Origin of the sequence: Streptomyces sp. NPDC056161 (genome assembly GCF_042268025.1) — a bacterium.
GTDB lineage: Bacteria > Actinomycetota > Actinomycetes > Streptomycetales > Streptomycetaceae > Streptomyces.
On sequence record NZ_JBHJUV010000032.1, the window covers coordinates 78,224 to 92,693 of the forward strand.

General features: G+C 72.3%; 12 protein-coding genes. 11 read left to right on the forward strand and 1 reads right to left on the reverse strand.

All coding sequences use genetic code 11. The features are described 5' to 3' along the window. Positions 1 to 6 precede the first annotated feature (6 nt). Positions 7 to 651, forward strand: a complete 645-nt coding sequence (locus ACFC09_RS27385) for an amino acid ABC transporter permease (RefSeq protein WP_376532986.1) — start codon at positions 7 to 9, stop codon at positions 649 to 651. Further along, positions 648 to 1,526, forward strand: a complete 879-nt coding sequence (locus ACFC09_RS27390; RefSeq protein WP_376532987.1) for an amino acid ABC transporter permease — start codon at positions 648 to 650, stop codon at positions 1,524 to 1,526. Before ACFC09_RS27385 ends, ACFC09_RS27390 begins: the two co-directional genes overlap by 4 nt. A 216-nt stretch (positions 1,527 to 1,742) precedes the next feature. Here ACFC09_RS27390 and ACFC09_RS27395 read toward each other — a convergent pair whose 3' ends face one another. Beyond that, positions 1,743 to 2,498, reverse strand: coding sequence for a hypothetical protein (locus ACFC09_RS27395; protein ID WP_376532988.1), 756 nt, complete (start codon positions 2,496 to 2,498; stop codon positions 1,743 to 1,745). 105 nt (positions 2,499 to 2,603) lie between these two features. Between ACFC09_RS27395 and ggt the strand changes: the two genes are divergently transcribed. The 9 genes from ggt to ACFC09_RS27440 all read left to right on the forward strand — a co-directional run bounded on the left by ggt (position 2,604) and on the right by ACFC09_RS27440 (position 14,412). After that, a complete protein-coding gene (gene ggt / locus ACFC09_RS27400) occupies positions 2,604 to 4,403 on the forward strand; it encodes a gamma-glutamyltransferase (RefSeq protein WP_376532989.1) in 1,800 nt (599 codons plus the stop codon). 186 nt (positions 4,404 to 4,589) lie between these two features. Then, a complete protein-coding gene (locus tag ACFC09_RS27405; protein ID WP_376532990.1) occupies positions 4,590 to 4,841 on the forward strand; it encodes a helix-turn-helix domain-containing protein in 252 nt (83 codons plus the stop codon). 149 nt (positions 4,842 to 4,990) lie between these two features. Continuing rightward, complete coding sequence (locus ACFC09_RS27410; protein WP_376532991.1) at positions 4,991 to 6,802, forward strand: hypothetical protein; 1,812 nt, start codon at positions 4,991 to 4,993, stop codon at positions 6,800 to 6,802. 158 nt (positions 6,803 to 6,960) lie between these two features. Beyond that, positions 6,961 to 7,803 carry a nitrilase-related carbon-nitrogen hydrolase gene (locus ACFC09_RS27415; RefSeq protein ID WP_376532992.1) on the forward strand — a complete coding sequence of 281 codons (843 nt, stop codon included), beginning with the start codon at positions 6,961 to 6,963 and terminating at the stop codon, positions 7,801 to 7,803. After that, positions 7,800 to 9,083, forward strand: a complete 1,284-nt coding sequence (locus tag ACFC09_RS27420) for an aspartate aminotransferase family protein (RefSeq protein ID WP_376532993.1) — start codon at positions 7,800 to 7,802, stop codon at positions 9,081 to 9,083. The genes ACFC09_RS27415 and ACFC09_RS27420 overlap by 4 nt, the downstream gene beginning before the upstream one ends. 110 nt (positions 9,084 to 9,193) lie before the next feature. Next, positions 9,194 to 10,756 carry a PucR family transcriptional regulator gene (locus tag ACFC09_RS27425; protein WP_376532994.1) on the forward strand — a complete coding sequence of 521 codons (1,563 nt, stop codon included), beginning with the start codon at positions 9,194 to 9,196 and terminating at the stop codon, positions 10,754 to 10,756. A gap of 155 nt (positions 10,757 to 10,911) precedes the next feature. Continuing rightward, on the forward strand, positions 10,912 to 11,754 hold the full coding sequence (locus tag ACFC09_RS27430; RefSeq protein ID WP_376532995.1) for a nitrilase-related carbon-nitrogen hydrolase: 843 nt from the start codon (positions 10,912 to 10,914) through the stop codon (positions 11,752 to 11,754). A gap of 223 nt (positions 11,755 to 11,977) precedes the next feature. Next, positions 11,978 to 13,381, forward strand: coding sequence for a dihydropyrimidinase (hydA, locus tag ACFC09_RS27435; RefSeq protein WP_376532996.1), 1,404 nt, complete (start codon positions 11,978 to 11,980; stop codon positions 13,379 to 13,381). A gap of 11 nt (positions 13,382 to 13,392) precedes the next feature. Further along, positions 13,393 to 14,412 carry a TIGR03842 family LLM class F420-dependent oxidoreductase gene (locus ACFC09_RS27440; protein WP_376532997.1) on the forward strand — a complete coding sequence of 340 codons (1,020 nt, stop codon included), beginning with the start codon at positions 13,393 to 13,395 and terminating at the stop codon, positions 14,410 to 14,412. Positions 14,413 to 14,470: the final 58 nt, after the last annotated feature.

Here is a 14,470-nt window from a genome sequence, read left to right on the forward strand (position 1 = left end):
GACGGCTTGAACGTACTGACAGACAACTTCCCCACCTACCTCCGGGGTTTCCTCGGCACTGTCGAACTCACCGTCTACGCCTCGGTGCTGGCCCTCCTCCTGGGCTTCCTCATGGCGTCCTTCCGGGTGGCGCCGGTCGCGTCGCTGCGGGCGATCGGCACCGCCTGGGTCACCGTCCTGCGCAACACCCCGCTGACCCTGCTGTTCTTCGCGGTGCTGCTCGGACTTCCCCGGTTCGGACTCGTCCTGCCGTTCCAGGTGTTCGCGGTCATCGCGCTCGGCTGCTACACCTCCGCGTTCATCTGCGAGGCACTGCGCTCCGGCATCAACACCGTGCCCAAGGGGCAGGGCGAGGCGGCCCGCAGCCTCGGCATGACCTTCGGGCAGACCCTCAACCTGGTGATCCTTCCCCAGGCGTTCCGGTCCGTCATCCCGCCGGTCGGCTCCACCCTCATCGCGCTCGCCAAGAACTCGGCCATCGCGGGCGCGTTCAGCGTCACCGAACTGCTCGGCACATACAGGACCCTCGGCGAACTCGGCTACGACATCGTCTGGACGTTCGTCTGGATCGCCGTCGGCTACCTGATCGTCACGCTCGCCATCAGCGCCCTGTTCCACCTGCTGGAGCGGAAGTGGGGGGTGGTCCGATGAGCCAGGCCGGCGCCCTCTACGACATCCCCGGGCCGCGCACCGTCCAGCGGCACCGCGTCTACGGAGTGCTGTCCGTCGCGGTGATCCTCGCCCTGCTCGGCTGGATCGTCTCCCTCCTGCTCACCACCGGCCAGTTCGCCTACCGCAAGTGGATGCCCTTCGAGTACCAGGGCATCCAGGAGCTGCTGCTGCGCGGCCTAGGCAACACCCTCAAGGCGTTCGCGCTGGCGGCCGTCCTGTCGCTGGCGCTGGGCGGGGCGCTGGCCGCCGGGCGGCTGTCGGACCACCGGGCGGTGCGCCTGGGGGCGACGGCCGTCGTCGAGTTCTTCCGCGCGATGCCCGTACTGGTGATGATCTTCTTCATCTTCGTGGCGCTCAGGGTGCAGCCACTGCCCGCCCTGGTCGCCGGGCTCGCCCTCTACAACGGGTCCGTGCTCGCCGAGGTGTTCCGCTCCGGCGTGAACGCCGTCGAACGAGGCCAGAAGGAAGCCGCGTTCGCGCTCGGCATGTACAAGACCCAGGTGATGGCGTACGTACTCGTGCCCCAGGCGGTGCGGGCGATGCTGCCCGCCATCATCAGCCAGTTGGTGGTGGCCCTGAAGGACACCTCGCTGGGCTATCTGATCACCTATGAGGAGTTCCTCCATGCCGGGAAGCTGATCGCGTCCAACCTCGACTACGATTTGCCGTTCATCCCCGTGGTGATGGTGATCTCACCGATCTACATCGGGATGTGCATGCTGCTCTCGTGGTTCGCCGGCTGGGTGGCCCGGCGTGAGCAGCGCAGTCCCAAGACCGAGGCCGTCGACGTCGTCGCGGCCGGACCGGAGAAGCTGCTGCCCGGAGGGGGCCCACCCACCGCCCCGCGACCGTAGGGGGCAGCGGCTCACGGGGCCAGGCCCGCCCGGCGGCAGCCGGAGATCACTGCTCGCGCGGTGGCAGGGACCCGCAGGACGGGTCGTCCGCCGGTGAGGAGAAGGTCAGCTGCGCGCCGGACGGGTTGCGCCCGTTGTGGACCGCCCGCACCCGTTCCCGGGCGACCGCCGCGCGGAGCGCCCGTCGGGACGCCCGGGTCCGCTGGGCGGAATGGCTCAGGACGCCCGGTGCGAGCGCGGTGCCTCCGTCGTCGGCAGCGGTGCCTGCGCGGCCCGCGTCACATCGCCGACCAGTTCGACCACGTCCGGTCCGTACGCCTGCGAATTGACCACCTTCAGCAGCAGCACGAAGGAGCCGGTGCCGTGTTTGCGCGCCAGCCGCTCGTGGTTGCGGGCGAGATAGCGGGTCGCGGCCTGGTTGGTGATCGCACGCTGGCCGCAGAACAGGAACACCGGCCGTGCCTCGCGCCGCTCGCCCGCGGTCAGCCGGGCCAGCAGCACGTACTCCGTGACGCCCGACTCCAGGCGGTAGCGCTCGCTGCCGATCTGGAAGGCGGCTCGGTCCGGGCCCGGCTCCGGGTCGATGTTCACCCGTACCCCGGGTAGCATCGCGGTCATGTGGGCCAGCATGCGCCGGTTCGACCCCGGGCCGCCCACGCAGAACTCGGTGCGCTCGCCGAAGCTCTGCTGGACGTTGTCCTGGGTCACCATCTGCGGATGCGCGCCGCACTCCTTGATCAGCCCGGCCAGTTCCAGAAGGGCGAAGACGTCGAAGCGGTGGACCGCGGGCTCGGAGGTCGCGGGGTCGCGGTTGACGACGAGCAGCGACTCCGAGTTCTCCGGAAGCCCGAAGAACGCCTGCTTGCGCCGCAGCCTGCGCCTCCACAAGGTGGTGCGGGCCAGCCAGCCGAGCCCGGCGCTGATGCCGGCCGCCACCACGCCCAGGATGATGTTGCGTACGTCGTCACTCATGGGCGCGCATGGTAGCGGGCCGAGACAAACCGGTGTTCGAGACGGGCCTGACGGGGACATGGCATTGGGTTAAGCTGCGCGAGAGATCACTCGGTGGAGGTGCGGATGCGTCGCCCTGTCGCGCGAAAACTGTCGGTCCTGACGGTCTCGGCCGCCGTCGTGTGTGTGGGGGCGGCAGCGCCGCCCGGTGCCGCGGGCACCACCCCGAAGAAGGCCCCCGTGGCCGTCGGCTACGGCGGCGCGGTCGCCAGTGTCGACGCGGACGCCTCGGCCGCGGGCATCGAGGTCCTGAAGAAGGGCGGCAACGCGGTCGACGCCGCCGTCGCCACGGCCGCCGCCCTCGGGGTCACCGAGCCGTACTCCTCCGGCGTCGGCGGGGGCGGATACTTCGTCTACTACGACGCCAGGACCCGGACCGTGCACTCCCTCGACGGGCGGGAGACCGCGCCGCTCAGCGCCGACTCCGGCCTGTTCACGGAGAACGGCAAACCCCTCGCCTTCGCCGACGCCGTCAGCAGCGGCCTCAGCGTCGGGACCCCGGGCACGCCCGCCACCTGGCAGACGGCCCTGCGGAACTGGGGCAGCCGGAACCTGGCGACGGTCCTCAAGCCGGCCGAACGGCTCGCCCGCGACGGCTTCACCGTCGACGACACCTTCCGCTCGCAGACGGCCGCCAACGAGACCAGGTTCCGCTACTTCCCGGACACCGCCGAACTGTTCCTGCCGAACGGGCAGCTGCCGGTCGTCGGCTCCACCTTCAAGAACCCCGATCTGGCCCGCACCTACGAGGAGTTGGCCCGCAAGGGCGTCGACACCATCTACCACGGGGACCTCGGCAAGGACATCGTCGCCACCGTCAACCACCCGCCGGTGGACCCGGCCTCGGGCTGGAACGCGCGCCCCGGCGACCTGTCCGAGAAGGACCTCGCCGCCTACCGGACCAAGCTCCAGGCGCCCACGAAGACCTCGTACCGCGGGCTCGACGTCTACTCGATCGCGCCGTCCTCCTCCGGTGGCACCACGGTCGGCGAGGCCCTCAACATCCTGGAGAAGACCGACCTCTCGAAGGCGACCGAGACGCAGTACCTGCACCGCTACATCGAGGCGAGCCGGATCGCGTTCGCGGACCGCGGGCGCTGGGTCGGCGACCCGGCCTTCGAGGACGTACCGACCAAACAGCTCCTGTCGCAGTCGTACGCCGACTCGCGGGCCTGCCTGATCAAGGACGACACGGTGCTGACCAGCCCGGTCGCGCCCGGCGACCCGCGCCACCCCGTGCCCTGCGGCGCCGGGGGCACGGCGGCGCCGACGACGTACGAGGGGGAGAACACCACCCACCTCACGGTCGCCGACAAGTGGGGCAACGTCGTCTCCTACACCCTCACCATCGAGCAGACCGGCGGCAGCGCGATCACCGTGCCGGGCCGCGGGTTCCTCCTCAACAACGAGCTGACGGACTTCTCCTTCGCCCCGGCCAATCCGGCCGTGCACGACCCGAACCTGCCCGGTCCCGGCAAGCGTCCGCGGTCGTCGATCGCGCCGACGATCGTGCTCGACCGGCACGGCAAGCCGGTGGTGGCGCTGGGCTCACCCGGCGGCGCGACCATCATCACGACCGTGCTGCAGACCCTGACCGAGTTCCTGGACCGGCACCTGCCGCTGGTGGACGCCATCGCCGCGCCGCGCGCCAGCCAGCGCAACGCGGCCACGACCGAACTCGAACCCGGCCTCTACAACAGCAATCTCCGGACCCGGCTCGAAGCCGTCGGACACGCCTTCTCGCTCAACCCCGAGATCGGCGCCGCGACCGGCGTGCAGCGCCTGCCGAACGGCAAGTGGCTGGCGGCGGCGGAGACGGTCCGCAGGGGCGGCGGCTCGGCCATGGTGGTAAACCCGACCCGGTGATCCCCCCCGTCCGCCCCCGGCTCCGGACACGTCCACAGCCGGGGGCGGACGACTGCCGGGCCTCCCGCGCATGCGACGATCCGCCCGCCGCGTGCAACGATCCGCCCGCCGCGTGCGTCGCGTCGATCGACGAGTCCGTCTTGAACTCCATCACGCCAATTTCTATACCGGTATTAGAATGGCCGTATGGTGCGCACCCCTCTCACCCCAGAAGAACGCGAGCGCGGCGAGCGGCTCGGGCGGCTGCTGCGCGAGGCACGTGGCGGTCGGAGCATGACGGAGGTCGCCGCCGAGGCGGGCATCTCCGCCGAGACGCTCCGCAAGATCGAGACCGGCCGGGCGCCGACCCCGGCCTTCTTCACCGTCGCCGCACTGGTCCGGGCGCTCGGGCTGTCCATGGACGACCTGGCGCAGGGCTGCGTACTGGTCGACGTGTGAGTCCGGAGAACGCCGGGGCCTCTTGGCGGCCACGGCGGGCGGGCCGTCCGCGGCGGTCGCACGCGCCCGGAAAACTCCCTGTAGCCGGGGCGTAACACGGTTGGTGTTCTCTGTCGGCCTGAGTGCTCCGGTCCGTCAGGAGTTGGGCGATGGCAGTGGATCAACTCCCCGGACAGGTGCGGGAGTTCGCGAACTACTTGAACGGTCTGCTGGCGCGCCTCGACGGGCACGACGGCTGGTGCGCGGTCTTCTGGCAGCGGGACCCGGACGGCATGCGGGCCTGTCTGGACGGCCGGGAGATCCCGCCGTGGGACGTGGTGGAGGCGCTGCTTCAGGACCTGGCGGCGGGCCACGGCCCCGGCGTCGCCGCCGCGCAGCGGGACCACGCCCGGCCGCTGCACTCGGCCGCGCTCACCGCGTACGACACCCGGCCGGGCGCCCGGGACGAGCTGACCGACCGCCTCGACGCGATGTTCCAGGAGCGGCGCCACGCCGCCGAACGGCACCGGGAACCGGAGCGGCTGCTGGCCTCGGCCACCACCTCCGAAGCGGCCCGCGCCCTGCGTCACGACCTCGCCTGGGCCCGCGACGACCACCGACGGGCGACCGCCCGCTGCGAGGAGCTGCGCACACGGCTGGCCGAGTCGGACCGCCGGGAGGCCGCGGGCCGGGCCCGGGACGCCCGGCCGATCCGGCGCGGCGCCGACGGGAACGCGGTCCCGGGCGGCTACGACCTCCCCGCGGGGCCGCGGGACGGTGCGGCACCGGGGGCCGCGGGCTCGTCGCCCCGCCTCCCGGCCGGGGTCCCGGCGCCGCGGGACCGTCCGGGCGCGCGCCCCGGGGCGCCGTCGGCCGACGGACGGCTCCCGGCGGCCGAGGGGTTCGGAGAGGGGATCGGACACGGGGCGGCGGCCGGTGGCGACGCGCGAGGGGACGGCCGGTATCCGGGTGCGCCTGATGCCGTACGGGACGGCGGCCCGGCCGTCGGGGCGCACCCGGTGGACCGCGCCACCGAGTCCCCGCACGGCGACCCCCTGCGCCCAGCGGGCCCGCGTGCCCGGGAACACGGCCACGACGTTCCGGCCGACGGCCACCGCGCCGCCCCTGCCACATCACCCGGGGCGGCCGGTGCCCGTACTGGCCCTGGCGATGTCCGGGCCACTGCGGCCACTGCGGGCACCGCGGCCACGCCGCCCGGAGCGGCCGAGGCCGCCCCACCCGTCGAGCGACCCAGTCGCCGGCGCCGCGGCAGTGCGCGGTTCGCCGGGGCCGGGGAGGACGACGGCGGCCCCGTCCCCGTGCCCCCGGTGTCCGGCCCGGTGCCGCCCGTGGCGGCGGTCGCCGCCGGGCGTCGTGCCCCGCTCGGCGCCCGGTTCGCCGGGGCCGTGGCGGCGGCCGAGCCGTCGCAGCCACGGGCGGAGCCGCCCGACACCGCAGCGGCCCTTGCCGTCGCGGACGCCGTACGGGCGCTGGCGCGGCTGCGCGGTGCGGGCCGCACCGGCGAGGCGCACGCCCTGCTGGTCGAGGCCGCGCAGTGGCCGCCCGCCCGGCTCCCACTGCTCGCCGCCGAACTGCACCGCGCCGGGCTCGGCGCCGACTGGGCCACCCTGCTGTGGGAGGCCGCCTCGCTCCCGGCCGGCCGGCTGGTCGCCGCGGCCGACGCGCTCGTCGCGGCGGGGCGCGCCGCCGACGGGGAGCGGATCCTGCGCCAGGGCGTGGCCCGGCCCGCCGGGGAGATCGGCGCGGCGGTGCTCGGGCTGGCGCACGAGGGGCGCGCCCGCGAGGTGCGGGCCCTGCTCGACGCGTACGTGCGCGTCCGCACCCCGCAGGAGGCGGCCCGCAGCGCCGCCGCCGACCCGCAGCGTCTCGTGCCGCTCCTGCTGGAAGCCGCGCGGAATGTCTCCGATGAGCGACACTGGGACCTGGTGCACGCCCTCCGGGTGGCCGGATTCGCCGCCTGACCTGCCCGGCGGCTCGCCCACTGGAGTGTGAAACATGATCGACTCCGCGGGGTTGACGACGATGGTCTTGGCAAGCCCGTCCCGGAGGCTTACGTTCATCCCCCTACAACCGTGTCTACAGGCGTAGAGGCTCTGACGTCCCGTCGAAGGAGCAGCTCATGGCCCATGTCGTACGTGCCGCTCTGGTCCAGGCCCTCTGGACCGGCGACACCGAGTCCATGGTCGCGAAACACGAGGAGCACGCCCGCGAGGCGGCCCGTCAGGGCGCCCGGGTCATCGGCTTCCAGGAGGTCTTCAACGCCCCCTACTTCTGCCAGGTCCAGGAGCCGGAGCACTACCGCTGGGCCGAGCGGGTGCCGGACGGGCCGACCGTGCGCCGGATGCAGGAGCTGGCCCGGGAGACCGGCATGGTGATCGTCGTACCGGTCTTCGAGGTCGAGCAGTCCGGCTTCTACTACAACACCGCGGCCGTGATCGACGCGGACGGCTCGTACCTCGGCAAGTACCGCAAGCATCACATCCCGCAGCTCAAGGGCTTCTGGGAGAAGTACTACTTCAAGCCCGGCAACGCCGGCTGGCCGGTCTTCGACACCGCCGTCGGCAGGGTCGGCGTCTACATCTGCTACGACCGGCACTTCCCCGAGGGCTGGCGTCAACTCGGCCTGAACGGCGCCCAGTTGGTGTACAACCCGTCGGCCACCTCGCGCGGCCTGTCCGCCTACCTGTGGCAGCTGGAGCAGCCCGCGGCGGCGGTCGCCAACGAGTACTTCATCGCCGCCATCAACCGGGTGGGGCAGGAGGAGTACGGGGACAACGACTTCTACGGGACGAGCTACTTCGTCGACCCCCGCGGACAGTTCGTCGGCGACGTCGCCGGCGACAAGGACGAGGAGCTTCTCGTCCGCGACCTCGACTTCGACCTCATCGACGAGGTGCGGCAGCAGTGGGCGTTCTACCGCGACCGCCGCCCCGACGCATACGAAGGGCTGATGCAGCCGTGAACGACCTCTACGCCCGCCACCGCGCCGTCCTCCCCGACTGGCTCGCGCTCTACTACGAGGACCCGCTGGAGATCACCCACGGCGAGGGGCGCCACGTCTGGGACGCGCACGGCAACCGGTACCTGGACTTCTTCGGCGGCATCCTCACCACGATGACCGCCCACGCCCTGCCCGAGGTGACCAAGGCGGTCAGCGAGCAGGCCGGACGGATCATCCACTCCTCGACCCTGTACCTCAACCGGCCGATGGTCGAACTCGCCGAGCGGATCGCCGAGGTCTCGCAGATCCCCGACGCCCGGGTGTTCTTCACCACCTCCGGCACCGAGGCCAACGACACCGCCCTGCTGCTCGCGACCGCCCACCGGCGCAGCAACACGATCCTGGCGATGCGCAACAGCTACCACGGCCGTTCCTTCAGCGCGGTCGGCATCACCGGCAACCGCGGCTGGTCCCCGACCTCGCTGTCCCCGCTCCAGACCCTGTACGTGCACGGCGGCGTCCGCACCCGCGGCCCCTACGCCGCACTGAGCGACGCCGAGTTCACCGCCGCCTGCGTCGAGGACCTGAAGGACCTGCTCGGCCACACCCGGGCGCCCGCCGCCCTGATCGCCGAGCCCGTCCAGGGCGTCGGCGGCTTCACCTCGCCGCCGGACGGCCTGTACGCCGCCTTCCGCGAGGTGCTCAAGGAACACGGCATCCTCTGGATCGCCGACGAGGTGCAGACCGGCTGGGGCCGCACCGGCGACCACTTCTGGGGCTGGCAGGCGCACGCCCGCAGCGGCCCGCCGGACATCGTCACCTTCGCCAAGGGCATCGGCAACGGCATGTCCGTCGGCGGCGTCGTGGCCCGCGCCGAGATCATGAACTGCCTCGACTCCAACAGCATCTCGACCTTCGGCGGTACCCAGGTCACCATGGCGGCCGCCCTGGCGAACCTCACCTACCTGCTGGAACACGATCTCCAGGGCAACGCCCGGCGGGTCGGCGGACTGCTCATCGACCGGTTGCGGACGGCCACCGCGCAGCTGCCCGGCGTACGGGAGGTGCGCGGGCGCGGGCTGATGATCGGCGTCGAGCTGGTGCGACCGGGAACCGACGAGGCCGACCCCGGCGCGGCCTCCGCCGTCCTGGAGGCGGCCCGCGAGGGCGGGCTGCTGATCGGCAAGGGCGGCGGCCACAACACCAGCGCGCTGCGCATCGCGCCACCGCTGTCACTGACCGCCGCGGAGGCCGAGGAGGGCGCCGACATCCTCGAACGCGCCCTCCGCGGCGCGCAGTAACACCCGGGCCCGGCCGCGGCCGGGCACGGCCGGGCGGCCCGGCACGGCATCCCGCGCCCCGAAGGAGAGGCGAGCAGCACGAGCAGGCGGAGAAGAAGGAGGAGCGTGCCATGACCACCGCCCCGGAGCACCCGGAACCCGTTCTGTCGGTCCGTCAGGTCCTCGCCCTGGAACGGGTGCTGGCCGGGGAGCCCGAGGTGGTGGCCGGCGCGGCCCAGCTCGACCGGCCGGTGCGCTGGGTGCACGTGGCCGAGGCCGCCGACGTCGGCGTGATGCTCAGCGGCGGCGAGATGGTGCTCACCACCGGGGTGCTGCTCGCCGGTGACGAGGACAAGCAGGCCGAGTACATCCAGTCCATGGACCGCGCCGAGGCCGCCGCCGTCGTGCTGGGCCTCGGCCGGGCGTTCCCGGCCCCGCCCGACACCATGCGCCGGGTCGCCGAGCGCTGCGGCCTGCCGCTGGTCGTGCTGCACCGGCCGTTCCCCTTCGCCGAGCTGACCGAGGAGGTGCAGTGCCGGCTGGTGCGCCGCAAGTTCGCCGCGGTCAGCCTCTCGGAGACCGTACGGACCGCGCTCACCGCCCTGATCACGGCGGGTGCGCCACTCCAGAGCCTGCTCGACGAGGTCGCCTCGCACAGCGCCTGCCCCGTCGTCGTCACCAACCTCGCCCACCGGGTGCTGGCCACGGCGGGGGAGCGGCCGGCGGTGGACGACGTGCTGCGCGACTGGGAACGCATCGCCCGCCAGGCGGGCGGCGGCGAGGGCGACGACTGGATCCGGGCCGAACTGGGCGGGCGCGGGGAGCGCTGGGGCCAGATCGTGCTGTGCGGGTACCGCGGCGACACGGCCGCGGGCCGGCTGCTCGCCGACCGGGCCGCCGAGGCACTGGTGCTGCACCGCATGCTCGGCGGCGCGGCCCACTCCTGGGAGGAGCAGTCCGCGCTCGGCCTGCTGACCGACCTGGTCTCCGGAGCCGTACCGGCGCGGCAGTTGCTGCCGCGGGCCCGCGCGGCCGGGCTGCCGGTCAACCGGCGGACCTTCGTCCCGCTGGTGGTGCGGGACGCCGAACCCGCGGGAGTCGACCGGGTGCTGCGGATGCTGGGTCTTGCCGGGCTGGCCGCCGAGGTCGCCGACGGCGTCACCGCCACGCTGCTCAGCCTGCCCCGGGACCAGGACGCGGACGCCCTCACGGCGCACTTCGCGACCCGGCTGCGGACCGAGTCGGGCCCGGCCCGGACCGTGGTCGCCGCGGCCGGGCCGCGGACCGCCTGGGACGAGGTGCCCGCCGGGCTCCGCGAGGCCCAGCACGTCGCCGACGCCGTGACCGACTCCGCCGCCGCCCTCGACCTCCCGGCCGTCGTCCGGCTCAGGGACGTCCATCTGCGCGGCCTGGTCCGGCTGCTGCGGGACGACCCGCAGGTGCAGTCCTTCGCGGAGCGCGAGCTGGACGGGCTGCTGTGCGGCGCCGACCAGGACCTGCTGAACGTACTGCGGACCTACCTCGCCACCGGCCGCAACAAGTCCCGCACCGCCCAGTTGCACCATGTCTCCCGGCCCGCGCTCTACCGGCGCCTGGAGGCGATACAGGCCCGGCTCGGTGTCGACCTCGACGACTTCGAACAGGCCGCGTCGGTGCACATCGCGCTCCTCGCGCACGACGCGCAACAGCGGTGAAACATACAACGACCTGCGAAAACGGTGGTGAAACATGGCGTGGAGCGGGTGTGACACGGTGGCACGCCACACCCTCGCAGACGTGACACACTGCCACTCAAACCGCATCCCCGGACTTCTTAGGCTCACCGCACACCGAGCGACCGGAGGTCCCGATGAGCAGAGTGATCCGTGCCGCCCTCTTCCAGACCGCCTGGACCGGCGACAAGGAATCGATGATCCAGGTCCACGAGCAGGCGGTCCGCGACGCGGCCGCGCAGGGTGCCCGAGTCCTGTGCTTCCAGGAACTCTTCTACGGCCCCTACTTCTGCCAGGTCCAGGACAAGGCGTTCTACGAGTACGCCGAGCAGATCCCCGAGGGCCCGACCGTACGCCGTTTCCAGTCCCTGGCCCGGGAGGCGGGCATCGTCCTCGTCCTGCCCATGTACGAGGAGGAGCAACCCGGCGTCCTCTACAACACCGCGGCCGTGATCGACGCGGACGGCTCGTACCTCGGCAAGTACCGCAAGACCCACATCCCGCAGGTCGACGGCTTCTGGGAGAAGTTCTACTTCCGTCCGGGCAACAGCGGCTGGCCGGTGTTCGAGACGGCGGTCGGCCGGATCGGCGTCTACATCTGCTACGACCGGCACTTCCCCGAGGGCTGGCGGGCCCTGGGCCTGGCCGGCGCCGAGATCGTCTTCAACCCGTCGGCCACCTCGCGCGGCCTGTCCCGCTACCTGTGGCAGCTGGAACAGCCGGCCGCGGCGGTGGCCAACGAGTACTTCGTCGGCGCGATCAACCGGGTCGGCGTCGAGGACCTGGGCGACAACGACTTCTACGGCACGACGTACTTCGTCGACCCGGAGGCCCAGTTCGTCGGCGAGCCGGCGAGCGACAAGGAGACCGAACTCGTCGTGCGCGACCTGGACCTGGCCAAGCTGCGGGAGGTCCGCGACCGCTGGCAGTTCTACCGCGACCGCGCACCGGGCGCGTACGGACCGCTGACCGCTCCGTGACGAGCGGCTGGTTCCCCGGCGCCCGGTCCGGGGCGCGGGACCACGCCGGGACGGAGGCCCGGGACGCTGCCTGCCGTTCGGCGGCCCTGGCCCCGGCGCCGGGCGACCGCCCGGCCACCGGCGCGCCGCGCCCCGCCGGCCGTCCGGCCACCCGCGCGCGTGCCGGACCCACCGCCCATGACCTGCGTTTTCCACGACCGCCGTCAACGCGAGGAGAGGGAACATGAGCAGCCGTACCGTCATCCGCGGTGGACTCGTCGTCACCGCGTCCGACGAGATCCACGCCGACGTCCTGATCGAGGACGGCCGCGTCGCCGCCCTCGCGGCCTCCGGCACCGCGGCGGCCGATGCCTTCACCGCCGACCGGACCGTCGACGCCACCGGGAAGTACGTCATCCCGGGCGGCGTCGACGGCCACACCCACATGGAGATGCCGTTCGGCGGCACCTACGCCTCGGACACCTTCGAGACCGGCACCCGGGCCGCCGCCTGGGGCGGTACGACGACCGTCGTCGACTTCGCCATCCAGAGCGTCGGCGGCTCCCTGCGCGAGGGCCTGGACGCCTGGCACGCCAAGGCGGAGGGCAACTGCGCCATCGACTACGGCTTCCACATGATCGTCTCCGATGTGCACCCGGAGACGCTGAAAGAGATGGATCTGCTGGTGGAGGAGGGTGTGACCTCCTTCAAACAGTTCATGGCGTACCCGGGCGTCTTCTACAGCGACGACGGCCAGATCCTGCGCGCCATGCAGCGCGCCGCCGACAACGGCGGGCTGATCATGATGCACGCCGAGAACGGCATCGCGATCGACGTCCTGGTCGAGCAGGCCCTGGCGCGCGGCGAGACCGACCCCCGCTACCACGGCGAGGTCCGCAAGGCCCTGCTGGAGGCCGAGGCCACCCACCGCGCCATCCGGCTCGCCCAGGTCGCCGGGGCCCCGCTGTACGTCGTGCACGTCTCCGCCGAGGAGGCGGTGGCCGAACTGACCAGGGCCCGCGACGCCGGTCTGAACGTCTTCGGCGAGACCTGCCCCCAGTACCTGTTCCTGTCGACCGACAACCTCGCCGAACCCGGCTTCGAGGGCGCCAAGTACGTCTGCTCCACCCCGCTGCGACCGCGCGAGCACCAAGCGGCGCTGTGGCGGGGCCTGCGCACCAACGACCTCCAGGTGGTCTCCACCGACCACTGCCCCTTCTGCTTCACGGGCCAGAAGGAGTTGGGCCGCGGCGACTTCTCCAAGATCCCCAACGGTCTGCCGGGCGTCGAGAACCGCATGGACCTGCTGCACCAGGCCGTCGTGGACGGACACATCTCCCGCCGCCGCTGGATCGAGATCGCCTGCGCCACCCCGGCGCGGATGTTCGGCCTCTACCCGAAGAAGGGCACCATCGCGCCCGGCGCCGACGCCGACATCGTCGTCTACGACCCGCACGCCGAGCAGGTCGTCTCCGCCGCGACGCACCACATGAACGTCGACTACTCGGCCTACGAGGGCAGGCGGCTCACCGGCCGGGTCGAGACCGTGTTCTCGCGCGGCGAGGCCGTCATCACCGAGCGGGAGTACACCGGACACGCCGGCCACGGCGTCTACACCCCGCGCTCCACCTGTCAGTACCTCACCTAGGAGTGGCGCTCATGGACTTCGGACTCGTCCTGCAGACCGACCCGCCGGCCTCCCGTGTCATCAGCCTGATGCAGCGGGCCGAGAGCAACGGCTTCACCTACGGCTGGACCTTCGACTCCGCCGTGCTGTGGCAGGAACCCTTCGTCATCTACAGCCAGATCCTGTCGAACACCACGAAACTGACCATCGGCCCGATGGTCACCAACCCGGGCACCCGCACCTGGGAGGTCACCGCCTCCACCTTCGCCACCCTCAACGACATGTTCGGCAACCGCACCGTCTGCGGCATCGGCCGCGGCGACTCGGCGATGCGGGTGGCGGGCCGCAAGCCCAACACCCTGGCCCGGATCAGCGAGGCCATGAAGGTCATCCGGGCGCTGGGCCGGGGCGAGGAGGCCGACCTCGGCGGCACCGCCGTCCGGTTCCCGTGGATCAGGCCGGGCACCGAACTCCCCGTGTGGATGGCGGCGTACGGGCCGAAGGCCCTGAAGATGGCCGGGGAGCAGGCCGACGGGTTCATCCTGCAACTCGCCGACCTCTACCTCACCGAGTACATGGTCAAGGCCGTCAAGGACGCCGCCGTCGCCGCCGGACGCGACCCCGCCGAGGTGACGATCTGCGTCGCCGCCCCGGCCTACGTCACCGCGGACGACTCGCCCGAGGCACTCGCCCACGCGCGCGAGCAGTGCCGCTGGTTCGGCGGAATGGTCGGCAACCACGTCGCCGACCTGGTGGCCAAGTACGGCGAGCACTCGGCCCAGGTCCCCGACGAACTCACCGACTACATCAAGGCCCGCCAGGGCTACGACTACGCCCACCACGGGCGCAGCGGCAATCCCGACACCCGGTTCGTACCCGACGAGATCGTCGACCGGTTCTGCCTGGTCGGCCCGGCCGATGCGCACGTCGAAAAGCTGCGGGCGCTGCGGGAACTGGGCGTGGACCAGTTCGCGGTGTACGCGATGCACGACGCGCAGGAGCAGGTCGTCGACCGCTACGGGCAGGACGTCATCCCCGCGCTGAACGCATGACCGACGACCGTCCCGTCGTCGCACCACCCCGACCGGAAAGGGCAGTCGACGGCACCCG

Bases quoted from the DNA above. Each gene is read 5' to 3' on its own strand.
- ACFC09_RS27410 (WP_376532991.1), top strand. From the start codon at position 4,991: ATGGCAGTGGATCAACTCCCCGGACAGGTGCGGGAGTTCGCGAACTAC.
- ACFC09_RS27395 (WP_376532988.1), bottom strand. From the start codon at position 2,498: ATGAGTGACGACGTACGCAACATCATCCTGGGCGTGGTGGCGGCCGGC.
- ACFC09_RS27390 (WP_376532987.1), top strand. From the start codon at position 648: ATGAGCCAGGCCGGCGCCCTCTACGACATCCCCGGGCCGCGCACCGTC.
- ggt (WP_376532989.1), top strand. From the start codon at position 2,604: ATGCGTCGCCCTGTCGCGCGAAAACTGTCGGTCCTGACGGTCTCGGCC.
- ACFC09_RS27440 (WP_376532997.1), top strand. From the start codon at position 13,393: ATGGACTTCGGACTCGTCCTGCAGACCGACCCGCCGGCCTCCCGTGTC.
- ACFC09_RS27415 (WP_376532992.1), top strand. From the start codon at position 6,961: ATGGCCCATGTCGTACGTGCCGCTCTGGTCCAGGCCCTCTGGACCGGC.
- ACFC09_RS27430 (WP_376532995.1), top strand. From the start codon at position 10,912: ATGAGCAGAGTGATCCGTGCCGCCCTCTTCCAGACCGCCTGGACCGGC.
- ACFC09_RS27405 (WP_376532990.1), top strand. From the start codon at position 4,590: ATGGTGCGCACCCCTCTCACCCCAGAAGAACGCGAGCGCGGCGAGCGG.
- hydA (WP_376532996.1), top strand. From the start codon at position 11,978: ATGAGCAGCCGTACCGTCATCCGCGGTGGACTCGTCGTCACCGCGTCC.
- ACFC09_RS27425 (WP_376532994.1), top strand. From the start codon at position 9,194: ATGACCACCGCCCCGGAGCACCCGGAACCCGTTCTGTCGGTCCGTCAG.